General features: G+C 39.7%; 25 protein-coding genes. 10 read left to right on the top strand and 15 right to left on the bottom strand.

Features of this window, described 5'->3' with window-relative positions:
• The 7 genes from argB to FNH22_RS02175 all read right to left on the bottom strand — a co-directional run bounded on the left by argB (position 1) and on the right by FNH22_RS02175 (position 6,634).
• Positions 1-774 (bottom strand): acetylglutamate kinase, encoded by a 774-nt coding sequence (argB, locus tag FNH22_RS02205; protein ID WP_143396673.1) that lies wholly within the window; start codon positions 772-774, stop codon positions 1-3.
• The gene (locus FNH22_RS02200; protein WP_143396672.1) at positions 767-1,705 is read right to left on the bottom strand and encodes an N-acetylornithine carbamoyltransferase; all 939 of its coding nucleotides are present in this window, start codon (positions 1,703-1,705) and stop codon (positions 767-769) included. Before FNH22_RS02200 ends, argB begins: the two co-directional genes overlap by 8 nt.
• Before the next feature lie 10 nt (positions 1,706-1,715).
• On the bottom strand, positions 1,716-2,885 hold the full coding sequence (locus FNH22_RS02195) for an aspartate aminotransferase family protein (protein ID WP_143396671.1): 1,170 nt from the start codon (positions 2,883-2,885) through the stop codon (positions 1,716-1,718).
• 103 nt (positions 2,886-2,988) lie between these two features.
• Positions 2,989-3,795, bottom strand: coding sequence for a pyrroline-5-carboxylate reductase (gene proC, locus FNH22_RS02190; RefSeq protein WP_143396670.1), 807 nt, complete (start codon positions 3,793-3,795; stop codon positions 2,989-2,991).
• A 4-nt stretch (positions 3,796-3,799) separates the two neighbouring features.
• Entirely contained in the window at positions 3,800-4,774 is a 975-nt protein-coding gene (argC, locus tag FNH22_RS02185) for an N-acetyl-gamma-glutamyl-phosphate reductase (RefSeq protein ID WP_143396669.1), read from the bottom strand.
• On the bottom strand, positions 4,771-5,979 hold the full coding sequence (locus tag FNH22_RS02180; protein WP_143396668.1) for an argininosuccinate synthase: 1,209 nt from the start codon (positions 5,977-5,979) through the stop codon (positions 4,771-4,773). The genes argC and FNH22_RS02180 overlap by 4 nt, the downstream gene beginning before the upstream one ends.
• Position 5,980: 1 nt before the next feature.
• A complete protein-coding gene (locus FNH22_RS02175; protein ID WP_143396667.1) occupies positions 5,981-6,634 on the bottom strand; it encodes a GNAT family N-acetyltransferase in 654 nt (217 codons plus the stop codon).
• Positions 6,635-7,077: 443 nt separating this feature from the next.
• Between FNH22_RS02175 and FNH22_RS02170 the strand changes: the two genes are divergently transcribed.
• Positions 7,078-7,560, top strand: coding sequence for a tetratricopeptide repeat protein (locus tag FNH22_RS02170; RefSeq protein WP_143396666.1), 483 nt, complete (start codon positions 7,078-7,080; stop codon positions 7,558-7,560).
• A 32-nt stretch (positions 7,561-7,592) separates the two neighbouring features.
• On the opposite strand, the gene FNH22_RS02165 is transcribed toward FNH22_RS02170, so the two are convergent.
• Together FNH22_RS02165 and FNH22_RS02160 are read right to left on the bottom strand one after the other, a co-directional pair.
• Entirely contained in the window at positions 7,593-8,681 is a 1,089-nt protein-coding gene (locus FNH22_RS02165; protein WP_143396665.1) for an alkane 1-monooxygenase, read from the bottom strand.
• A 139-nt stretch (positions 8,682-8,820) separates the two neighbouring features.
• Positions 8,821-9,387, bottom strand: coding sequence for a TetR/AcrR family transcriptional regulator (locus tag FNH22_RS02160; RefSeq protein ID WP_185154047.1), 567 nt, complete (start codon positions 9,385-9,387; stop codon positions 8,821-8,823).
• Positions 9,388-9,474: 87 nt separating this feature from the next.
• Between FNH22_RS02160 and FNH22_RS02155 the strand changes: the two genes are divergently transcribed.
• Complete coding sequence (locus FNH22_RS02155; RefSeq protein WP_143396663.1) at positions 9,475-9,975, top strand: hypothetical protein; 501 nt, start codon at positions 9,475-9,477, stop codon at positions 9,973-9,975.
• A gap of 79 nt (positions 9,976-10,054) precedes the next feature.
• On the opposite strand, the gene FNH22_RS02150 is transcribed toward FNH22_RS02155, so the two are convergent.
• On the bottom strand, positions 10,055-10,918 hold the full coding sequence (locus FNH22_RS02150; RefSeq protein ID WP_143396662.1) for a DUF4097 family beta strand repeat-containing protein: 864 nt from the start codon (positions 10,916-10,918) through the stop codon (positions 10,055-10,057).
• A gap of 17 nt (positions 10,919-10,935) precedes the next feature.
• Positions 10,936-11,118: a hypothetical protein gene (locus FNH22_RS31925; protein ID WP_185154046.1), complete on the bottom strand. Its 183-nt coding sequence runs from the start codon at positions 11,116-11,118 to the stop codon at positions 10,936-10,938.
• A 173-nt stretch (positions 11,119-11,291) separates the two neighbouring features.
• Between FNH22_RS31925 and FNH22_RS02145 the strand changes: the two genes are divergently transcribed.
• Both FNH22_RS02145 and FNH22_RS02140 read left to right on the top strand, forming a co-directional pair.
• Positions 11,292-11,966: a TIGR04283 family arsenosugar biosynthesis glycosyltransferase gene (locus FNH22_RS02145; RefSeq protein ID WP_143396661.1), complete on the top strand. Its 675-nt coding sequence runs from the start codon at positions 11,292-11,294 to the stop codon at positions 11,964-11,966.
• Positions 11,967-12,059: 93 nt separating this feature from the next.
• Positions 12,060-13,349, top strand: a complete 1,290-nt coding sequence (locus FNH22_RS02140; RefSeq protein WP_143396660.1) for a glycosyltransferase family 4 protein — start codon at positions 12,060-12,062, stop codon at positions 13,347-13,349.
• Here the strand turns inward: FNH22_RS02140 and FNH22_RS02135 are convergent.
• A complete protein-coding gene (locus tag FNH22_RS02135) occupies positions 13,346-14,833 on the bottom strand; it encodes a lipopolysaccharide biosynthesis protein (protein WP_143396659.1) in 1,488 nt (495 codons plus the stop codon). The two genes, FNH22_RS02140 and FNH22_RS02135, sit on opposite strands and share 4 nt — an antisense overlap.
• Positions 14,834-14,969: 136 nt before the next feature.
• On the opposite strand from FNH22_RS02135, the gene FNH22_RS02130 reads away from it, so the two are divergent.
• The gene (locus tag FNH22_RS02130; RefSeq protein WP_143396658.1) at positions 14,970-15,908 is read left to right on the top strand and encodes a glycosyltransferase family 2 protein; all 939 of its coding nucleotides are present in this window, start codon (positions 14,970-14,972) and stop codon (positions 15,906-15,908) included.
• Positions 15,909-15,915: 7 nt separating this feature from the next.
• On the opposite strand, the gene FNH22_RS02125 is transcribed toward FNH22_RS02130, so the two are convergent.
• From FNH22_RS02125 to ruvC, 3 genes are all read right to left on the bottom strand, one after another.
• Complete coding sequence (locus FNH22_RS02125) at positions 15,916-16,653, bottom strand: class I SAM-dependent methyltransferase (protein ID WP_143396657.1); 738 nt, start codon at positions 16,651-16,653, stop codon at positions 15,916-15,918.
• 20 nt (positions 16,654-16,673) lie between these two features.
• A complete protein-coding gene (locus FNH22_RS02120) occupies positions 16,674-17,888 on the bottom strand; it encodes a glycosyltransferase family 4 protein (RefSeq protein ID WP_143396656.1) in 1,215 nt (404 codons plus the stop codon).
• Between the two features lie 165 nt (positions 17,889-18,053).
• Positions 18,054-18,620: a crossover junction endodeoxyribonuclease RuvC gene (ruvC, locus tag FNH22_RS02115; RefSeq protein ID WP_255517960.1), complete on the bottom strand. Its 567-nt coding sequence runs from the start codon at positions 18,618-18,620 to the stop codon at positions 18,054-18,056.
• 18 nt (positions 18,621-18,638) lie between these two features.
• Here ruvC and FNH22_RS02110 point away from each other — a divergent pair, with 18 nt between their 5' ends.
• The 5 genes from FNH22_RS02110 to FNH22_RS02090 all read left to right on the top strand — a co-directional run bounded on the left by FNH22_RS02110 (position 18,639) and on the right by FNH22_RS02090 (position 23,669).
• Complete coding sequence (locus tag FNH22_RS02110) at positions 18,639-19,577, top strand: lysylphosphatidylglycerol synthase domain-containing protein (protein WP_143396654.1); 939 nt, start codon at positions 18,639-18,641, stop codon at positions 19,575-19,577.
• Positions 19,574-20,689: a glycosyltransferase gene (locus FNH22_RS02105; protein WP_143396653.1), complete on the top strand. Its 1,116-nt coding sequence runs from the start codon at positions 19,574-19,576 to the stop codon at positions 20,687-20,689. The genes FNH22_RS02110 and FNH22_RS02105 overlap by 4 nt, the downstream gene beginning before the upstream one ends.
• 61 nt (positions 20,690-20,750) lie before the next feature.
• Positions 20,751-21,965 (top strand): PP2C family protein-serine/threonine phosphatase, encoded by a 1,215-nt coding sequence (locus tag FNH22_RS02100; RefSeq protein ID WP_143396652.1) that lies wholly within the window; start codon positions 20,751-20,753, stop codon positions 21,963-21,965.
• Position 21,966: 1 nt separating this feature from the next.
• Positions 21,967-22,590, top strand: coding sequence for a polysaccharide deacetylase family protein (locus FNH22_RS02095; protein ID WP_143396651.1), 624 nt, complete (start codon positions 21,967-21,969; stop codon positions 22,588-22,590).
• Entirely contained in the window at positions 22,587-23,669 is a 1,083-nt protein-coding gene (locus FNH22_RS02090; protein WP_143396650.1) for a glycosyltransferase, read from the top strand. Before FNH22_RS02095 ends, FNH22_RS02090 begins: the two co-directional genes overlap by 4 nt.
• The last annotated feature ends 12 nt before the right edge of the window (positions 23,670-23,681 follow it).

The raw sequence follows: 23,681 nt of genomic DNA, 5'->3' as shown, positions 1-23,681 counted from the left end.
TTACATGACTAAAGTAGTTCCCACATCCGAATTCAAGTTGCTTGCTTCTTTGATACTCACCTGGATTCCCTTTTGCACCACGCTAAATGCATTGTCTAGTTTCGGGATCATGCCATCCAGGATAATACCGTCATCCTTTAACTGTTGGTAGTGTAGGTAGTTCAGCTCTCTGATGAGTGAGTTGTCATCTTCCATGTCCAGTAATACTCCTTTTTTTTCAAAGCAATAGATAAGTGAAACGTTGTATCTCGTAACTAAGCTGGCAGAAATACCAGCGGCCAATGTGTCTGCATTGGTATTTAGCATACTGCCTTTCCCGTCATGTGTCAGGGCACAGAAGACAGGGGTTATGTTGTTTTTTAAAAGATTCTCAATAAAAGGAGCGTTGATGTCTTCTACAGAAAAATCACCTACATATCCGTAGTCAATCGTTTTATTTATGCGTTTTTGTGCGGGTATTACATTACCATCAGCACCTGTCAGTCCCAGGCTATTAAGGCCTAATGCCTGTAATTTTGCTACAATCGTTTTGTTGGCCAGTCCACCATATACCATGGTAACAACTTCCAGTGTTTGGGCATCCGTTATTCTCCTTCCATCAATAAGTTTTGGTGTAATACCTAAGCGTTTGGAGACCTCTGATGCTTTTTTCCCTCCTCCATGGACCAATAACTTTTTGCCTTCCAACTGAATAAATTCTTTCAATACACTATCCAGCTTTTCTGCATCGTCGATTACCTGACCACCAATTTTTACTACTGTTAGCTTATCCATGATGTTCCAAGATGTTTTTTAATACTGCCTGAGCAGCGCATTCCCTGTTTTTAGCTTGTTGATAAACAATAGATTGATCAATCACTCCATCTGTGGCCACTACATTTCGCCTTATGGGTAGACAGTGCATGAATTTACCTTGATTTGTTAGTGCCATTTTTTCTTCTGTAATAGTCCAATCTTCTTTTACAGGCAATTGTTTCCCATATTGCTGATAACCGGACCAATTCTTAGCATAGATGAAATCGGCCTTTTCGAAGGCCCTTTGTTGGTGGTAGGTTATCTCGATTCCTTCCATAAATGACTCAGCCAGTTCATACCCTTCAGGGCATGTCATTACTATTTCAGCGTCTGTTTTCTTGATCCATTGTAAGAAAGAGTTAGCTACTGCCTGTGGAAGGATTTTTGGATGTGGCGCCCAAGAAAGTACCACTTTAGGCTTTTTGATGTGATGTTCTTCAATAGTTACCATGTCGGCCAGCGATTGCAGCGGATGCAACGTTGCTGATTCCAGGCTGATCACAGGTACTTCCGAATGTTCAACAAATTGTCTGAGTACTTTTTCAGAGTAATCTTCTTCCCGGTTATAAAGCCCGGGAAATGTCCTTACTCCCAATACGTGGACATAACTACTGATCACTTTTACCGCATCTTTGATATGCTCCTGACCTTCTCCGTCCATTATAGTGCCATCTTCGAACTCAATTTTCCAGCCGTCTTGCGAGACATTCATCACAATGACATTCATGCCCAGGCTGTAAGCTGCCTTTTGGGTGCTGAGACGTGTTCTGAGACTAGGGTTAAAAAAAACAAGGCCTAATGTTTTGTGATGACCTATTTTACTTTGATTTGGGTCAGCCTTGAGTTGGAGAGCTTCTTCTACCAGCAACGGAATGCTTTCCACGTCATCGGCGGATGTGAATTTTTGCATGGGCAACGAATTAATGCTGAACCGGCTCCGGTTCTTTTGGTTTGTTAATATCTTGAATAACTTCTTTTAAACATTGAATAAAATAATCTGCTTCGTCCTTTGTAAGTGTCAAAGGTGGGAGCAACCTTAATACGCTAGGGTTGGCAGCAACACCAGTCAGTATATGGTGTTCAAATATCAGTTTTTTCCTGAGTTCTGCAATAGGTTGGTCAAACTCCAGGCCAATCATCAGCCCTTTGCCACGGACTTCCTTAATGGCTTCTATTTTTTGCAAAGCCTCCATGAAGTAGTTCCCTAACTCAGCTGTATTTTTGATCAGACCTTCTTTTTCTATAATCTCCAGTACGGCCAACCCTGCTGCTGCTGCAAGATGGTTGCCACCAAAGGTAGTACCTGACATGCCCCACCAGCCTTCTATGCCGGGTTGTATCAGTACACCACCAATTGGAAACCCATTACCCATTCCTTTTGCCATGGTGATCAGGTCTGGCTTGACTCCTTCTGCGTGTTGATGTGCAAAGAATTTCCCGGACCGGCCATATCCGGACTGAACCTCATCGGCAACTAATAGCGTGTTGTATTTCTCAGTGAGTTTTTTCAGCTCCAGAAGAAATGCCGGATCTGGTACATAAATACCTGCCAAACCTTGTATGCCTTCTATTATTACGGCACAGGTATCACCTTTTTTTAAGGATGATTCAACACCGGCTAAATCCCCAAATTCAAAGTATTCTACTTCATGGACGGCATCTGCAGGTGCCTGGTATTTTGGGCTATCAGTTACTGCTACAGCACGCGAAGTACGGCCGTGAAATCCCCTTTTGAAGGAAATGAACTTACTTTTCCCGGTGTGAAAGGATGCAATTTTAAGCGCGTTTTCCGTGGCTTCAGCTCCTGAATTGCAGAAAAAAAGCTGGTAATTATCGTAGCCGGAAAGTTCACCCAACTTAGCGGCTAGCGCCTGCTGTACTTTGTTAATGACAGAGTTAGAATAAAACCCGATCTGATCAAGCTGGTTTTTGATCCGCTCAACATAATGTGGATGCGTATGCCCTACCGAAATGACAGCGTGGCCACCATACAAGTCCAGGTATTTGTTATGATCGCTGTCGTAAACCCAACAGCCTTGCCCCTTGACTAACTCAATGTCCATTAGGGGATATACGTTGAAGAATTTCATTTTTTTATGTTTAGTTGTTAGTAATGAGTCTTGAGTCGTAAGTCGTAAGTCACTAGTCTTAAGACTCAAGACTTCTTAAGACTCAAGACTTAAAAACTACCATTCACGATTTCATGGCATTTATTCGTTCAAAGGAGGTTACCAGTCCTTTGATGAGGGCTGAGCTAAGTCCGTGATGTTCCATTTCATTTAATCCCGATATAGTGCAGCCCTGGGGAGTGGTTACACGATCTATTTCTTTTTCCGGGTGATTGCCGTTTCCAGCCAGCAAACTGGCTGCGCCCAGACAGGTTTGTACAGCTATTTGTTGGGCATCTTCCGCGTCAAAACCAAGTTGTACTCCGCCTTGTGTTGTCGCACGGATGAAGCGCATCCAGAAGGCTATACCACTTGCACATACCACTGTAGCAGACTGCATGAGTTCTTCATGAATCTCCATGGTCTTACCTACACAATTGAAAATAGAAGTGACCAGATCAAGTTTGGCTTGACCACGAATATTGGTGGCTATACAGGTCATAGATTCCAGTACCGCGATGGCCGTATTGGGCATCGCCCTTACAATAGCACATTCTGTACCTACCTGCACTTGTATTTGTTCAATGGTCACAGCTGTTATTACAGATACCAATGTGTGACGTGATGGATCAATGACTTCTTTTATTTGTTCCAGCAATTCGGGCAGTTGCTTAGGTTGTACGGCCAGTATTATGATGTCAGAAGATTTTGTTGCTTCTACATTATCAGTAGTGATACTTAACCTGGAGTGAGTGATGCCTTCTAAGGACTCCAGGTTTCTTTTAGTTAGAATTACCCGGTTGGATTCTAGTAATCCTCCTTTTTCCAGCCCTTTGTAAATGGCCAGTCCAAGGTTCCCTGCACCAATAATGGCTATGGTTTGATTTTTCATATTTTTAAAAGATCGATGCTTTAAGTTTCAGGCCTAAGTCTTCTTCCAGTCCAAACAGTAGGTTCATATTTTGGATGGCTTGTCCGGATGCTCCTTTCAGCAGGTTATCAATCATGCTGGTGACTAGTGCATAAGGGCCGTGCTTCTCTATATGCAATAAGCATTTGTTTGTATTTACCACCTGCTTTAAATGAATGGGCTGAGTCGAGACATATGTAAAAACGGACTTTTCATAATACTCTTCATAGAGGCTTTTTAACTCGTCAACATTTAATGATATTTTGGTGTAGGCTGTTGCCATTATCCCACGGGTAAAATTGCCACGAACCGGAATGAAATTAATGGATTCATCGAACCAGGGTTGGAGACTCTTGATGCTTTCGGTGATTTCTCCCAAATGTTGATGGTTAAACGCTTTATACACAGAAACGTTATTATTTCTCCAGCTGAAATGCGAAGTAGGACTTAATGACTGACCTGCACCGGTAGATCCCGTGATGGCATTCACATGAACTTCGTGCTCTATTCTTTCAGCGTGTGCCAAAGGAAGTAATGCTAACTGAATGGTGGTAGCAAAACAACCTGGGTTAGCAATATACCGGGCCTTTTTAATTTCTTCTTTCTGTAATTCAGGCAATCCGTAGATGAAGGTTTTGTCCTCAAATACGGCGGCTTTTTTAAGCCTGAAATCATTACTAAGATCAATGATCTTTCCTTTTGCTATAGGGTTTTTTGCCAGGTACTCCTGACTTTTTCCATGCCCCAGGCACAGGAAGGTAACATCAACTTCTGTGTCGTTATTTTTGACAAATGACAGCTGTGTGTTCCCTACCAGATCCTGATGTACTACATGCACAGGCTGACCTGCATGGCTTTGACTTACGATGGCCGTTAACTCTACCTGGGGATGGTGTATGAGCAACCGGATTAACTCTCCGGCCGTATAGCCGGCCCCACCTATAATTGCTGTTCTTATCATCCTTCTTTTAAGATTGAGTTATCATTGATAGCATGATGTATTTTCGTCTGGTTAGCCAGTATTTTTGTAAATCCTTTGACATCATCACCCGTCCAGGCATTATTCATTTCGCCATAGTCACCGAATTTGGAATTCATCAGATCAAATTCCGATGTTACCCCAACTACTTCGAAGCGATAAGGTGCCAACAGGACTTCAACAGTTCCTGTTACATTGGTTTGTGTATCCTCCAGGAATTTCTCTATGTTACGCATCACAGGGTCCAGGTATTGACCTTCGTGCATTAGCATGCCGTACCATTCTGCTAACTGATCTTTCCAGTACTGTTGCCATTTTGTAAGCACATGCTTTTCCAGGGTATGGTGTGCTTTGATTATCACTAGCGGAGCGGATGCTTCAAAGCCTACCCGTCCTTTGATGCCAATAATGGTGTCACCTACATGTATGTCACGGCCTATGGCATATTGATTAGCCATTTCTTCCAGCCGTTGTATGGCCTTTACAGATGCGTATTGTACTCCGTTAATACCCTTTAACTCACCGTTTTCAAAGTATAACTGTATGGATTCCCTACCTTCTTTCTCCAGCGGGCTGGGATAGGCTTCTTCCGGCAGTGTTTTATGTGAGGTGAGTGTTTCCACTCCACCAACACTTGTACCCCAAAGTCCTTTATTAATAGAATACTTAGCTTTTTGCCAGTCCATATCTACACCGTTTTGCTTAAGGTATTCTATTTCTGCTTCACGTGATAGCTGTTGGTCACGTATCGGTGTGATTATCTCTATTTCCGGCGTTAAAATATTAAACACCAAATCAAACCTTACCTGATCATTTCCAGCTCCGGTACTTCCATGCGCTATGTAATCCGCCTGTATTTCCTTTGCGTAATTGGCTATGGCTATGGCTTGAAACACACGTTCAGCGCTTACGGACAGGGGATAAGTGTTGTTTTTTAGAATATTCCCATATACCAGAAAACGTACTGCCTGTTGATAGAAATCTTCTGTTACATCAATGGTCTTATGTCTTTCAATACCCAGTGCTTTGGCCCGTTCTTCCGTATACTGAATTTCGGTCTCATCAAAACCCCCGGTATTTACAAGGGCAGAGTAAACTTCCAGCCCCATTTCTAAACTGAGATATTTTACACAATAGGAAGTATCCAGGCCTCCTGAGAAGGCTAGTACCACTTTTTTCTTGCTCATATTAGAATACTTTTACTTTAAATCCTGATTTCATTTTTCTTTTAGCTTTTAGACTATGTAGCGTTATAAAGCGCTTGAAACGTTCCCAGTTTCGTTCTTTATCTTTGGTTTTACCATTCGTTTTTGTCTTGTCATGTTCATAAAGCATACCTGTACACAGGCAGTGACTTCTGTCCGTACGGGTGAGAATATCAAAGTTCTTACAACTTTGACATCCTGACCAGAAATTTTCGTCAGTGGTCAACTCAGAAAAGGTAACGGGTTTATACCCCAGATCAGAATTAATCTTCATTACAGCCAGACTGGTGGTAATACCAAATATCTTGGCGTCAGGAAATTTTTGTCTGGAAAGGTTAAACACGGCCTTCTTTATTCGCTTGCCCAACCCTGTTCCTCTAAAATCCGGATGTACTATGAGGCCCGAATTGGCTACATATTTATGATGGCTCCATGTTTCGATGTAACAAAACCCAACAGGTACGTTGTTTTTAAGCGCAATAATTGACTTTCCTTCCATCATTTTAGCGCTAATGTATAATGGAGATCTTTTGGCTATCCCAGTCCCCCTTTGAAGGGCTGCCTGCTCCATGAGCTGGCATATATCTTCAGCGAATTGTATGTCTTCCTCGCCTGCAGTTTTAATTTCGACTTCCATTTTCGAAATAGTTAATGTGTGGTAGCTCGTTGAGCTGTAGTATATTTTAGTAAGATGTATTATGATGAGATATGCAGTGGGCGTACCACTGCTGAAATGCTATAACCCCTTTGGGGGCCTGATAGTCCTAACCCTACCACACGGCATCGGAAGAACACCTGAGATTGGTGCTACCGCTGTTAAAAGATATGTGTTAGAACTACCCATTAAGAATACAAAGGAGATTATTTAATTTTTCAAATGCAAGTGTTCGCCAAATTTTTGTGTGATAAGGCCATGTTTAACCGAATGGAAATTTGTAGTTGATACGGATCTGATTTTTTGTATAAACCCCTGTATCTCCAATTCTTAAAATACGTTCAATTTATTTGTAACCATGATATGCTTGAGCAATTAAGTAATAATCATTGGTAGGTTTTGGTAAACGATCGTAATTTTAGTCTATGAGATATATATTGATTTTGCTTGTGATGTTAGGATATACCGGCTATACTCAAAGTGCTAAGGAGCTGGTTGATATTGGTTATAAAAACTATGAACTGGGGGACTATAAAGAAGCTATCACTTATTTTGATAAAGCGATAGAGGTGGATTCAACAGACCCTGAAACATATTACTTATTGGGGGTTTGTAAATCTCAATCGGGTCTGAATAAGGAAGCGATAGCGGACTATGACAAAGCTTTATTATTAGATCCGAAATATGCTGAGGTGCATTATGAAAAAGGCTATGCGTTATTTTTGCTAGGGGAGATGGAGGCGGCAATTACATCATTTGATACTGCTGTTGAGCTTAAGTCAGACTATGCTGAAGCATTTTTCAACCGAGGAAGCATCAAGTGCATTTTGGGTGATAAGGAGGGGGCCAGGGAAGACTGGAACCAGGCCAAGTCACTTGGGGCAGAAATTCCAAATCAAGATTGTTGATAGACCTAAACAGATGTCCTTCAATAGTAAGATTACGTTGAAGTGAGATTGTTTTGTGTCCATATTTCTAATCGTTTATCCATGACGTTAAACCATAGAGGAGGCACCAGGCACAGTATGATCATAGCTGAATAGCCAGTAGGTAGCTGGGGGCTTTCGTCATAATGCTGCAGTACCTGATATCTTTTTATGGCATTGGCGTGATGATCGGAATGGCGTTGTAACTGAAATAAAAAGAAGTTACTTACTACCTGGCTGGCGTTCCACGAATGTATGGGTTTTACTTTTTCGTAGCCTCCGGGTTGTATTTCCTTTCTTAAAATACCATAATGTTCTATGTAATTTACTTGTTCCAACAATGTAAAGGCTAACAAGCTTTGTACAAAGAAGAATGTAGGTACCTGCCATACAAACTGGCCCATATAGAGACTTGCACCTAAGGTAAGAGTGGAGCAAAAAATAACCGGAAGAACAGTAAAGATTATCATTTCGTTTTTCATGCTGATCACAGGGAGTTTCTTCCTTCTGAGACGTTGGTTTTCTAGTTTCCAGGCATGCAGGTAACCGTAAAAGACGGACCGTACCCAGAAGGCATAAAAGGTTTCACCTCTTTTAGCGGTAGCTGGATCCTCAGGGGTAGCCACGTGTACATGATGGCCCCGGTTATGTTCAATGTAAAAATGCATGTAGCATACCATCATGAGCAATGTTTTACTGTAAAGCCTCTCTAACCGTGATTTCTTATGGCCTAACTCATGTGCTACGGTAATTCCCACGCCACCTGTTACCAGGGCAAAGGATACCGTAAATCCCAACCATTCCCACCAATAATGTAATACTCCGATAGTTACAACATACACTCCCCAAAGCACAAATGCCAATTGAAAATAAACCCAGCAATATAAAACAAAGCTGTAGAAGAAGTCTTGAGATACTAACCTTACCTTATCGTTAGGAATATTCTCAATGTCTTTGCCAAATACAATATCCAATAAGGGGATTACGAAAAATGTGAGTGATACAGTTAAGTAGTTCCAGGCACTGCCAAGATAATATCCTGCAATAACTGCTATCGGAATTAAAAACGCTGTAAAGAAACCAATCTTCTTACCCCAATTCATCCTTCGCTTTTGAATGAATTTACGGTTTTCTAACCAGATTTCTGCATTGATGATCCAGGATTTAATCACCTGTATACTTTATAAATTGCTGGTACTTATTCGTGTAGTAGTGGATTGTGGAGGCTCTGAATCTGAGAAATCACTTTGATCTCAGACCATCAATAAGCATATCAGCTAATTGATCTCCTAGTTCGGAGGGGTTTATGATTCCTGAAGGGTCGTACCAGTGAGGCATCCAGTTTAACGAAGAGAACAAGGTCATTACAGCCAGCTTAGTATCCATTTTTCTGAATTCACCAGACATTATACCGCCGTCAATGATCTTTTTAAAACGGTTGATATAGTTGATTCTGAGCAAAAGAAAGTCTCTCAGGTGCGGTTGGCTTAAATGACGATGCTCATTCATGAAAACTGCTGATGCCGTTAGGTCTTTGGCCATTACTTTTATATGGCCACGTATACCCAAACGGAGTTTATGAGAAAAGCTTATGTCTGCATCCTCTACTTCATTAATGGATTGGCGAAATAAAGCGGCCATACCAAAACACAAATGCTGTAAGATCTCTTCTTTTGATTTTATATGAGAATAGAGCGAAGCAGCTTCTATCCCCAGTGCATTAGCCAGGTCTCTCATGGAGGTGGCTGAATACCCGTGTTCACGAAAAAGCTCCGCAGCTTTTCTGATCACTTGTTCTTTTCGGCTCATGGGTTCCACGGTCGGCATGGTGCAAAAATAGCGATAATTGTTTTTGAAAGAAGTAAATAGTTAGTTTTGGGAAGTTCAAAAGATTCTATGAAGTTCAGTAGTCCCGAGATATTTCATCAACGCATTAGTCTTTTTTTTCATTTAATGATAGCATTACCGCTGATTATTTTTGTCTACCTTTTTCTGGAAATGAAGCATAATGATCTTTCACCGGTAATAACTACGAGTGTATTGGAGCATGCGGTAAATGTAGGATTTACCTTAATATCCGGTTTCATTACGGTGTTTGCCTATGTCACTTACTCTCGAACATTACTTAGCACCCGAATGTTGGAAGGATTAAGCAATAAACTGGAACGATACTTCGGTTTATTTTTAAAGCTCTATACAATGGTTGGATTTGCCTCAGCATTGGTAGTGTTGGGATTGTTCCTTACCACCTCACCTATATTTATCGTGGATTATGTGCTCTTACTTTTCATACTATCCCTGCATAGACCCACACCCAAAAAGTATGTCAATGATTTACGATTAGAGGGCAAAGAAAGGAAAATCATTCTTTCTAAAGGGGAATTTACTTCTAACTAAAAGTGATGACACGATTACTTTGGCGCCGGTCACAACGTAGGTTTAAGATAGATCAGGATATCAATTAATGAGGTATTGCTTAAATCTCCGAAGCTTCACTCAATCTTACCCGACCATCATCTGCTCTTATTTTTACCTTAGCAGATCCGTCACCTAATTTCAGGCGGGTTTCATCTTCTTCTTCTACCAATACCTCAAATCCTCTTGTGAAAGATACTCTGGCATCGTCGTGACGGATATCAAAATCACCGGCTCCAGCAGTAATGTTTAGAGTTATAGTAGCATCATTTGCATCAAAAAAGTATTCTCCGTGTTTAGCCAGTGCAGTTTCGATTTCCATTGTACCATCGTCTATGCGTGCGTCAATTTCATCAAAATCACCTCTATCAATGTATACATTACCATCATCTGTTTTCACCACAAGTTTTCCTGACCCTCTATCCATCTTGACATCACCATCATCAAAAGAAAAATAAAAATCTTTTCCATCACAACCGCTGAGTTCGGCGTCACCATCGTCTACTCTCATAACAATATCACCGTCTACGTTTCGGATCATGTAATCGTCATCATCTCCCTTCAGATCAAGTCCAATACTGGAGGGTACTTCTATATCTATTGTATATATTTCACTGATATAGCCCATTACAGATATATTCGCACGGCTTCTTTCCTGGATGATAAGATCGTCGTTCCTGGAGAATACTTCTACACTAAAATCCTCTGAGCCGAATGTTAATCTTTTGGCTGTTACTTTGTGATGAATATTGACATGTACGTCTTTTCGGTTCGATCCAATGATCGTAATGTCAGCATCATCACTGGACATTTCAATTTTGCCTTCAAGAGCTATTTTGTATGTTTTATCGAGGTTAAATTCCTTGTTTTGAGCAAATGAGATTAAAGCTACAAACACAAATTGGAAGAGTAGTGTTACTTTCATGACGGGATCAGTTATGGTTAGAGTATTACGTTTTTCAGCTTTGTGATGGAAAAGTTCTTTAAAGGTGTCGTAGTAATACCAGTTTTATCGGTACTGCTCTCTACGGAAGAGGCCATTACCCTGGAACTAATGATGATAATGATCGCCACTATAAATCCCAGTGCTAGTATTACGTTTTTACGGTTAAAGAATCTTACCATTATTAATGATCCCTAATCAATTTCAGTACCATAATGCAAAATGTTGAAAAAAGGTACATTTTTGATGTTAATTGATCGAATGTGTACGCTATTATTGTCCGTTACTGAACATATAAGTCACATTCATATATAAGACCCTATAAAGACCCGGGAGGTTGCCGTAAGTTTAAAAAATGATGAGAAAAATTTCTGTCATTATACCGGCGCTCAACGAAGAAAAGATACTTGACTCATTGTTGAAGCAATTGTGTTCGTCATCTGCTTATATTGAGGTCATAGTTGTAGATGGCGGTAGTAAGGATGGCACAAGGGATATAGTCAAGAATTACCCGAAAGTAAATTTGATAACCAGCGATAAGGGACGTGCAATACAAATGAATAAAGGGGCTAAATTTGCTACTGGTGAAATATTGTGGTTTCTTCATGCTGACAGTATTGTGATAACGCAAGCAGGTCAGTTGATAGATGAAGAGCTGGAAAACCATACGGTGGCAGGTAGCTTTTATCTGAAATTCAATAAAAATAACTTTTGGTTAAACCTGTATTCATGGATGAGCAGGGCCAATTGCACCATTTTTACCTATGGCGATCAGGGTATTTTTTTGCATAAACATGTTTTTGATGCTTTAGGTGGCTTTAAAGACATACCCATTATGGAAGACCTTGATTTGGTGAGAAGATTAAAACGAATAGGATATTTTAGTAAACTGCCCTATCCTGTAGTAACTTCAGCTCGTCGGTTTGAACGAAATGGTATGGTATATCAGGAAATAAAAAATCTTTTTTTGGTAATGGGTTATTACCTGGGGCTTTCTCCAAATTTTCTTGCCAGATTTTATAAATACTAGGACACATTGGTATATAAATGATTTTCAAAGGACCTACTGTAATAATATGCTATTTCTATGGTAATGACTGGTATGATCAACACATAAAGAAAAGTGCGTAAGGTATTAATCATAACTTATTATTGGCCTCCAAGTGGTGGCAGTGGGGTACAGCGATGGCTGAAATTTACTAAACATCTGCCCGATTTTGGGTGGTCACCTATTATTTTCACCCCTGAGAATCCCTCATTTGAAGTAAAGGACCAAAGCTTGCTAAAGGATATTTCAACTGAGGTGGAGGTGATTAAGTTACCCATTTGGGAGCCTCTCCACCTGGTAAGTAAAATAAAGGGAAAGGGTAAACAACAAAGTGATCTGGTGAAAAAGGATGGCAAGAGTTTAATGGATAAGCTAATGCTTTGGACACGTGGTAACCTTTTTATTCCTGATCCCCGAAAATACTGGGTCCGACCAGCTGTAGAGATGCTTAAAGATATCATTGTATCCAACAGTGTCGATGTAATCATCACAACAGGGCCACCTCATAGTATGCACCTGATAGGTTTAAGGCTGAAACGGGAACTTGGCGTTAAATGGCTGGCCGATTTTCGTGATCCCTGGACACGATGGGACCTGTTAGACACTTTCTACCTAACCAGATGGGCCCTTAAGCGACATCGGAACCTGGAAAGAAAAGTACTGAAAAACGCAGATAGCCTGATCACAGTAAGTAATCATTATGGTAAAGATTTTGAGCAACTCAGCGAGCGGGATGTAGCAGTAATTACCAATGGCTATGAAAAAGAGGACTTTGAGAGCTATAAGGACATTAAACCTGAAAAGGACTTTGTAATACGGCATGTCGGTCTTGTTGATGAACTTAGAGACCCTTCTCCATTTCTGGAAGCCTTTCATGAGTTACTCCTTGAAAGTGAAGAATGGCGTGATGTGAGAATAGAGTTCATTGGAAATGTGAATCAGGCATTCAAGACCATGGTGGCTGATAACCCACATCTTCGGCAGCAGGTTTCATTTAAACCTTATGTGCCACATAAAGAAGTTTTGATGCTTTACAAAAAATCATCTGTATTGCTCTTGGTTTTAGCACATTCCCAAAATGCTCAGGGTAATATTCCTGGTAAACTGTTTGAATACCTGGCGGCTGAGCGCCCCATTTTAGGCATTGGTGATCCTATGGGAGATTCGGCCAGTATTATTGCAGGTTCTAATGCCGGTAAAGTATGTGACCCAACAGATAAGGAGAGCATGAAGGAAGCATTGACCCTGCTTTTTCAACGCAGTGGTGTAGGGTTCGATCTGTCTGACATTGAACGTTACTCAAGGCGAAAGCTTACCGAACAACTGGCGACTAAACTAAATGATTTGATAGAGCCCGAGTGTTAATGTTTAAATGTTTTTTTGGTTACCCAACCGATTGTCATCAGTACAAGTGAGTTAAAGTCAGAGGAGACTTTCATGTAATATACCAATCCCGTGAATAATGTTATAATACAACTGCTCTTAACACCCACATCCACAAATACATTCCCTGTACTGGGAATATAAAAAGGGATAAAATAGCATATTGGATAAATAGTTAGTGCTTTAAAGTAATTGGCATTAAAGGGAGTGAGTTTAAGTTTTTGTCTGATAATAAAGTATTTTCCAATATTAAATGCTACAATGGAAATGGCAGTTGCCAGTGCAGCCCCTTCAACACCTAATAAGGGAATAAAGTACATATTGGTAGCAACAGTAGTTATTAATAACATTAGGGATAACATCGTATCGTATTTAAAATACTTGCTGTTGAGGATAACAGCACTGTTTACGCCAAATGCACTATCCAGTATTTTTGTTAAACCCAAAAGTATGAATACATAAAAACTGTCCTGGTAATTAGGTGGCAAAAACTGCATGAGTGAGTTATAATTGACTGCAATAAGTATAAATATGAGTGCACCGAATAGCAGTTGATTTAAGGCAGTCTTTTTATAAATGTCATTCAATACATTAAAATCTCGTTTTTTAAAGGCTTCTGCTACTAAAACCATTGTAGTTCTGGCGATGGATTGAGAAGGAACCAGGATTACAGAACTCATATTGAAAGCGATGGAATAGATAGCTACAGCTTGTAATCCTACATATTTGCCAACCATTAAAATATCCAGTCGGTTGATCAGGAAAAATGATATGCCACTTAATACCGTGAACAGTCCAAAAGAACTCATTTTTTTTAGTTCTCTAAGTTTTTCTTTTGAGAAGCTTAATGTGATGTTAAACACACCAAGGTAGTTGATGTATAAAAATGCTGCTATTGCCACAAAAGCCTGGCATAGCACATATAAGTTTATAAAGGTAGTTGTATCCACCAGGTCATAATGATATAATAAAATGACACTGAGCCAGAGTACACGTAATAAAATGAAATTCAGGAACGCTGATACTGAGTTTTTAAAAATTACTCTTAAGTAAGCATCAAAGAGATTATAAAATACAAGTGATAGTAAAAAGGGAATCAACAGGTAAAAATAGTCTGTGAACATAGCAGACTTCTCTTCATATGCTTCAATCAATGTATCTTGGAATACCATTACCAGTAAGGTGGCAATTATTAACCCTGTTACAGAAATTATCAAACCGATGGATAATGTTGTATTCTTGGCATCATCTTTCAGGTACGGATGAAAACGCATTATGATATTTCCTGATCCTAATTGAGCTACCTGTGCTATAACAGCGGATGCTGAGGCGAGTATTCGTGTAAGGCCAAACTCTTCCTCAGTAAGTACATTGGGGAATATCAGGATAATATTGACATAGCCCAAAACTATCCCGGTATATAATATGATAGAATATTTCAGGCTACTTTTCGCTACTATTCCCACAGATGTGATTGACTAGAAAAATACTTAGCAGAAGGTGTGAACTTCGCTTTTGATTGTACTATTTTGATCTTTCGTTTAAAGATAGATTAATTTTCATTTACACCAATCCAGATTGGATGGTCAGTATAGATTGCGCGTGAACGACTTAGACACTTCTGCCTTGAAAGTATTTAGTATTGTGGTGGTATATAACGGCATGAAGTGGCTGAATAAATGTCTGGAGAGTCTTGAAAAGAGTGATTACCCAACTTCAATTATCGTAGTGGACAACGCGTCATCTGATGGCTCTCAGGACTTTATCCGAAATAATTTTCCCAACGTTACGTTGATAACTTCACCGGATAACCTGGGTTTTGGTAGAGCAAACAATTTGGGTATTGATCGTGCATTAAAGGCTGGGGCTGATTATTATTTTCTGCTTAACCAGGATGCCTTTATCTCGCCTGATGTAATCTATAAGTTGATTGACGTACACTTACGACATGATTCTTTTGGCATTTTAAGTCCAATGCACTTCGCTGGTGATGAAATTCAACTGGATTATGGTTTTGACGCCTTGCTGAAGAAATTCCTTTCTAAAGACTACCAAAAAATAAGGAGAGACTGTGAATGTAAGTTGTACAGTATTGAATTTGTTAATGCCGCCTGCTGGCTTTTATCAGTACATTGTATCCATAAAAACGGAGGTTTTAACCCGATTTTTAGTCATTACGGAGAAGATAATGAATATACGTCAAGAGCCCATTTCAAAAAGCTAGGTGTGGGGATTGTCTCAAATACCCGGATAATTCACGACAGACCACAAGCCAAATACTTAGGATCATTCAAAAAAATGACAGATTACGAGAAAATCGCTTTTATGAAGATGGCGACGGATTTAAGAGACTCCTCATTGGTCATTACTATTAAAACAGTATGGCGCCTTATTAGAGAGCTTGCCTATAATCTACTGCATTTCAAGCTCATTCGATCACTAGCTGTTTTATCAGGATATATACAATTTGCTGGAAAAATACCAAGCATTATGAAACATAGGAAGCTGGCCGGTAAATCGGGTTCCTTTCTTAAAGCCTAGGTTGTTTTCAGGTATTGGTCTGGTTGTTGCCTTTGAAACTTTCAATTAATTTATGCACGTAGGTGGGCTCTTTTAAACCGATCATATCAACATCATCTATCATATCATCATAGTCAATATTATCTATGGAATTAAATAGTGTCTCGTCAATATCAAATTTTTTAGGCAGATCCTGTTTTCTTCTGACAATACCCAATCCGAAATCTGTATTGATAACATAGGCTTCCAATTCATCAGGGTGAGATTTTCTTAAATAAACTATGGTTTTCCACACATCACCACACCATTGTCCGGTCCAACCCTCTACATCCATTGCCTGTGCGGCGTCCATAGAAGCTGCAGGTGTGGCGACCGCTTTATTTTGCGGGAAGCAGTCATGTAATATTATAATTCCTGAGTTATTGACGTAATTTAATGTATTCAATGTGTCTTTTAGTGAAGCTTCAAAAGTATGTAAACCGTCAATAAGCGCTATATCCAGTTTAGGAATCTCTGCCAGTAAAGCTTTTCTTTTTTCAAAGAAGTCATCACTGGTTTCTTCAAAGTATTTACTAAATAGGTTGTAGGGATTCCTTATTAACCACTTAATTTTGTTTTTAAACGGAATAATAAACTTTGGATCTACGGCGATCTTAATTTTACATCGGACAGGCAAGAAAGACTTGCCTGACTGTGAACCAATTTCAAGGTAAGACGTGAGTTTTCCCTTCCTTATCAGCTCACGTATGAGTTCAATTCTATTCATTTCTTCTATTATCAAATAGTCTAATTCAGGCTCTGGTATAAACTCACCAGTTGCCTGGAGGTGCGTTCCCAGTTCAAGTCACCTTTTACAGTCGCATTGAATCCATTTTGCCCTAATTCTTCGCGAAGATTCTTATTCCTGTACAAAGTTTCAAGTTTGTCAGCAAGATCGTTCTTATCTCCGGCATGGAATATTAAGCCACTGTTGGCCAATTCCACTACACGTTTAATGGAAGAACTTGAGCTAACCACCAATGGTTTACCTGCCATCATTCCCTGGAATAGTTTGTGCGGGATAGTATTATCAGTATGGCCATTACTATGATGAGGAATAACATTCACTGAAGCCATTTTCATGAAAGAGAAGAAGCTGGAGAAAGGTTGATAACCGAGTAGGAAAGCCCTCTTTTCTAAACCATATTTTTTGATTAGATCATGAAGGTGCTCCATGACATTATGGCTTCCTGAGCCAGCTATATATAAATAGATATCATCATGACTTTTGAGTTTGCCCATGGCTTCAACCAATGTATCCACTCCTCTGTGTGGCCCCACACCCCCTGTGTAAGTAATAATAAAACTATTTCTATGTTCGCCATATATGCCTTTGTCCAATACTTGTTCAATAAATGAATATTCTTCTGAATTGGTGATGACGGAAATCTTGCCTGCATCAATATTATGTGATGCAATGATCCGGTCCTTCATTTCATCCACGACGCATATGAGCTGATCACAGTGCTGAACAGCATATTTTTCAAATCTAAACCAGCGATCGTAATTTAAAAACCATTTGTTTTTAAGACGTGCAATTGGATTTTTTTTCCACTTATGCCACACTCTTAAAGCTTCGGGATAGTTTTCATGGAGATCAAGGATCACTTTAATGTCATGCTTTGCTTTTAACTTTATGGCTGTACCTGCTAGTGGGAGGTCATGAACATGTACCAGCCTGATGTCATGTTGCTGAAGTATTTCAGAAGCTGCTACTTTGAATTTAGGGTGGTTGAAACTCATGGCATTGACCACATCCCAAAAGGCATGAAAGTAGTCATTCGTTCCTACATTTATTCGATGTATTTGTATGCCGTTTTTTTGCTCAAATTTGAGTTCATTAGTTCTGCAAAAGCACAGGAGGTGAACTTCAAAACCACTTTGTATTAAAGATTTTGCTTCTTTACTCACCCTGATATCGTCAGGGTAGTAACTTTCCAGAAGCATCAATATTTTATTCATTGGAACAGTACACTAAATGTATGAATTGGTGAATGAGGTTGTTGCGGAGGCATATGATCGTAGTCTCTTCAAACGACTGCAAAGTAAAGGTATTTTGGCTTCTAAGAGTAATAATTTTTAGCTGGCAATTAAATAATATGAATATCAAGAAGTGTCTTTTCTGATTCACCCGATCCTCTTAGGATTCTCACTTACAAAAGCCTTCCAGCTTTTTACTGAAGCTTTGGCAGTACCTTTCTGAAAGTGGTGGCAGACGGCAACAGCCAGAGCATCCGTAGCATCCAGAAGCTTAGGGGTCTCTTTAAACTTCAGCAAAGTCATAAGCATGGCGGCCACCTGTTCTTTGGAAGCATTTCCATTACTGGTCACCGATTGCTTTACTTTCTTTGGAGCATACTCGGTAATAGGGACTTCTCTTGATAACGCGGCTGCCATTGCTACGCCCTGTGCCCGTCCCAGTTTTAGCATAGATTGTACGTTCTTTCCATAAAAAGGAGCTTCCAGGGCAACTTCGTCCGGATGATAGTCATCAATAAGGCTGGTGATACGTTCGAAAATCTTTTTAAGCTTCAGTTCATGACCTGTATATTTACTTAAGTGTATCACACCAAATTGAAGTAATCTTAATTGCTGACCAATTACACAAATTAACCCATAGCCCATGACACTGGTGCCGGGGTCCAGCCCTAAAATAATCTGCTCTCTTTGCTTATTTTTATCTATTTTGCTCACTTTTTGCAAGATACGTAAATGAGAGTCAAATCGGGAAGCCTGGACATCGCAATCAAAGCTGTTATTCTCATCAGCGTACTGGTGTTTATATACTTTAAACTTGGAGACCATCAACAGTCTTTGTACGATCTGGGGACTTTGCTAAAAGAGGTCCTAAACCGGGAGTATAAACTTTTATTAGTAGTAATTGTGATGATGCCCGTTAACTGGGCTTTCGAGGCTGTGAAGTGGAAGATGCTCGCCAGAAGCATTAGTCATCTTTCATTCTTTCAGGCATATAAAGGAGTGCTTACGGGTTTAGGCCTGGGTTTTATTACACCTCATGGCCTGGGGGATTACCTGGGACGTATCGGCCAATTAGAAGAAAAAAACAGAACACATTTGATAGGAGCAGTCCTTGTCAGTCGATTAAGTCAGATGGTCGTTACCGGTGTAGCAGGATTGTGGGGAGTATATGTATTATTTGGAATAAGAATGATACTGATAGTTTCAGGGGTTGGCATCGTTGCGGTGGTCGCCTTATTTTGCATTCGCAAGCTTGGGCCATTCGTAAGCCTCCGTTTATTTAAGATAGAAAAATTGAAACCCTACCTTGATGTGATGATAAAATACAACAGGTTAGACCTCTTAAAAGCGTTGGGGTATTCATTACTCAGGTATACAGTTTTTTCATTGCAGTTTCTTTTCATGCTGGAAATGTTCTTACCAAAGGTTTCATTGTCGTTAAAATTTGCAGGTATTAGTTGGATCTTCCTTTCCAAATCCGTTTTACCCACTTTTAATTTCCTGAGTGACCTGGGAGTCAGAGAGGCTTCGGCTATCTTTTTTTTTGAAAAGTACAAGGTGGCCGTTGAGCCTGTCATAGCGGCTAGTTTAATGTTGTGGCTCACTAATATACTGTTGCCGACACTGCTGAGCTCACCTTATATTTTTAACCTTAAGTTAAGTATTAAATGATCTGGGTGTTGGCAGGTGTACTGATTGTTTACCTGATATGGATGCTGAGAGTATTATGGGCCTGGTATAGCCTTATGCGTAGTGTTAAAAATGATATAGATACAGATCCTGCCGTCAATCATTTTTATTCAATAGTTATACCATTTCGCAATGAAGAACATAATTTGCGGGCGTTATTAGCATCAATTGAAGCAAATGATTTTCCAAAAGAATGTTATGAGGTTATACTTGTGGATGATCATTCAGAGGATGCATCAAATGCTGTAATTGAGTTATATCTTAAAAGCAGCGATGCAAACCTCAGAATTTTTTCGACTGATGATAAAAAAGGAAAAAAAAATGCGCTGAACCGGGGAATAGCCGAAGCTAATGGGAAAGTGATCATCACCACAGATGCAGATTGCGAGGTAGCACAGCACTGGTTGTCATCTATTGCTTATTATTTTGAACATCGTCAGGCGTCTGTTGTCAGTGGTGCCGTGACTTTTCATGGAGAATCATCTGTTTTTCAGCGCATGCAAGTACAGGAATTTGCAACTTTAGTAGGCGTAGGAGCTGCCAGTATATACCTTGGAAAACCTGGGATGTGCAACGGCGCTAATCTGGCATTCACAAAAAGTGCATTTCACGAAGTGGGAGGCTATTCTGACAATGATCACCTGGCCAGTGGTGATGATGAATTCCTTCTACATAAAATTGCTAAGCAACACCCGGATGGGATCTATTTCAATACGCAGGGTCAGTCATTCGTTTCTACAAGAGCTTTGTCATCATTAAAGGCATTTATTCAGCAAAGAAGGCGATGGGCGAGTAAGTGGCGATACTATGATGATCTGAGAAATTCTCTTCTTGCTGCCTTTATTGGTGTAGTGAATATAGCTGTGATCTTATCTTTATTACTTATCTCTTTTCAAGGATATGGGTTGATCCCCATTCTTTTATTAAAAGCATTTATGGAGTGGATTTTCATTGCCAGAGTTTTGAGGTTTACAAATAAAAAGAGCACGTTTATTTCTTTTGTACTCTTATATATTTTATATCCTTTTTACGTCGTTTACTTCGCGGTAGTATCTAATTTTGGTGGATATTCCTGGAAGGGCAGGAGGTATTAGTGATTTATTGATTCTTTGATTATCTTGACGCTCGCGATTTTAGCCGCCAAGCCTAAGTGACATGGAGACGCTTTCTTTACAAAATAAATACCATCTCAAAGAGCTGGAGCTCAATGCATTGCTGGAAATTACACAGTCAATCAATAATAATTTACCGGAGCGTTCTCTCTATAAAATCTACAATTTTACCTTAAGGGCCAACCTTAATATAAAAAAGTTGGCCCTATATGTATTGGATGAAGACTGGGGTTGTAAGGTCAACTATGGTACTCAAATGGATTGTTTTGCAGTGCCATTAGATATGGAATTTGCCCGACTAAAGGAAGTAACACCCATCGTAGAGCGGGACGATGTCTTTGGAGAATTTGACTACGTTATTCCCGTATCACACAAGTCGGAAATCCTTGCCCTTGTTTTTGTAGGTGATATCGAAGCAGAGAGCGAAGAGATTAAGAAGAGTAGTACGAGGTTTATCCAGGCCCTGAGTAATATTATTATAGTAGCCATTGAAAATAAAAAACTTGCCCGGCAGCAGTTGGCACAAGAGGCCCTTAGGAAAGAGTTGGAAATTGCCAGTGATGTACAGCAATTTCTTTTCCCGGATAAGTTGCCCTACGGTCAACATTTAAAAGTAGAAGCCAGTTACTTGCCGCATGATAGGGTAGGAGGAGACTACTATGACTATATTCCGATCAATAAGAAGCAGTTTTTGATCTGTATTGCAGATGTTTCTGGTAAAGGAATACCAGCAGCTTTGATGATGTCTAACTTCCAGGCTTCACTGAGAACTTTGGTAAGACAAACGCCTAATCTGAAAGAGATTATTGAAGAGCTAAACTATCATGTACTTGAGAATGCCAAAGGAGAAAAGTTCATTACCTTCTTTGCAGCCATATACGATCATGAACTGAAAACGCTTGTTTATGTTAACTCTGGCCATAATCCACCCCTGCTACTTAGTGATGGAAAGGTAACATTACTGGAAGAAGGGTCCACTGTTTTAGGAGCTTTGCATCCTTTGCCATTTATCAATGAGGGGTTTATCACTGACCTGAGCGAGTTTCTGTTGTTCAGCTATACGGACGGAGTAACAGAAACTGAAAATGAAGTGGATGAAGAGTTCGGTACAGAACGTTTAATTACTTACTTTGAGTCAAATGGTAAAGCAGATCTAAAAACAATCCATCAGGATATCATTATTCAATTAGACAATTTTAAAGGACGTAAGGGGTATAGAGATGACATTACTATGTTGTCTTGTAAAGTAGAGTTATAATATGCCACTTCATAAAACTCCACGTTTCCTTCGTGCCCTATATCCTGGGCTCACCTGGCATAAAAGAACGGATAAAAAAGAAGTGTTCCTGACCTTCGATGATGGTCCTATCCCTGAATTAACCCCATTTGTTTTAGATACACTGAATAAATATGATGTAAAGGCTACTTTTTTTTGCGTTGGTGATAACTTAAGAAAACATGGAGATATTGCGCAACGAGCAGTGGAAGAAGGGCACATTCTGGCAAATCATACGTACAATCACTTAAACGGATGGAAGACCAATAATCTACATTATGCGAGCAACATTGAAGAATGTGCGACTTATCTCAAACCTTTCAGTTCAAATAAAATGCTTTTCAGGCCCCCTTATGGTATGATCAAACGAAGTCAGATCAAAGAGATTTGTCAAAATTATGAGATAGTGATGTGGGATGTCCTTACCTGGGACTTTAGTTCAAAAATGACCCCTGAGATCTGCCTGAAAAATTCCCTAAAAGCTACTTCTGATGGATCTATAATATTGTTTCATGATAATGTCAAGGCTGAGAAAAACCTGAATTATACACTGCCAAGGTACATTGATGAACTACTTTCACAGGGCTTTTTATTTAATACTCTATGACCCTTTATTGGATAGTGTTAAGTATCGTTGGCTTGGTAACGGTAGCTGATCTTATATTACTTTTAGCCCTGTTCTTCAATTTTAAAAACTATCCGGTTAAGTCATCCGAATATCCTTCGGTATCTGTTTTGGTAGCAGCCAGAAATGAGGAAAAGAATATTGAGCGTTGTGTTCGATCTCTTATAGAACTTGATTACCCCAGTGACCAATTGGAGATTTTAATAGGAGATGATCAATCTACTGATATGACATGGGAAATCCTTCGCAAACTTTGTGAAGAAGAGGACCATGTAAATATTTACCAGGTCAATAGACAGCTGGGAATTGCACAAGGTAAACCTAATGTACTGGCTCACCTTGCTAAAAAGGCGAAAGGTGATATTTATTTTATTACGGATGCTGACTGTGCTGTTCATAAAAACTGGATACAAGCCTTATTAGGTGCTCGGAAAGAAAATGTAGGGATAGTTATCGGTACAACTTCTGTCGAATCGTCCTGGCAAAATATGCATTGGCTGTTAGCACTTGGTATGGTAAAAAGTGTAACCGATTTAGGTATGCCCCTTACAGCAATGGGTAATAATATGTATGTTACAAAGGAAGCTTATGACGCGGTAGGTGGCTATGAGTCTATCCCTTTTTCCGTCACGGAGGATTATGAATTATTCAGGCAGGTAGCGGCCAGAGGATTTGTGCTACATCATGTGGTCACCCCCGCAGCCCTGGCAATTTCCAGACCAGCTCGCACGTTGCGTCAATTATTACATCAAAGAAAAAGATGGATGAAAGGGGCAGTACAGTTACCGATATCAACATTATTACTACTGTTTGTGCAGGCTCTTTATTATCCTGCTCTTCTGATATTATTTTTTATTAACTGGAGGTATGCTTTACCTGTTTTTATTTTGAAGTCACTATTGCAGTCATTATTCTTATTAATAATGGTGAGGAAACTATCTTCCACTCTTAATTGGCTCCATCTTATATTCTTTGATATCTATTTAGGGCTGATTTCGTCACTGTCTTCTATATTTTATATTCTTCCTGTTAAAATCCAATGGAAAGGAAGGAAATATTAATTTTGCCGGAAT

The sequence above is a fragment of the Fulvivirga sp. M361 genome, from assembly GCF_007097395.1.
Classification (GTDB): Bacteria; Bacteroidota; Bacteroidia; order Cytophagales; family Cyclobacteriaceae; genus Fulvivirga.
The sequence above is the reverse complement of the archived record's forward strand: the minus strand, read 5'-3'. Positions and strand labels throughout refer to the sequence as shown.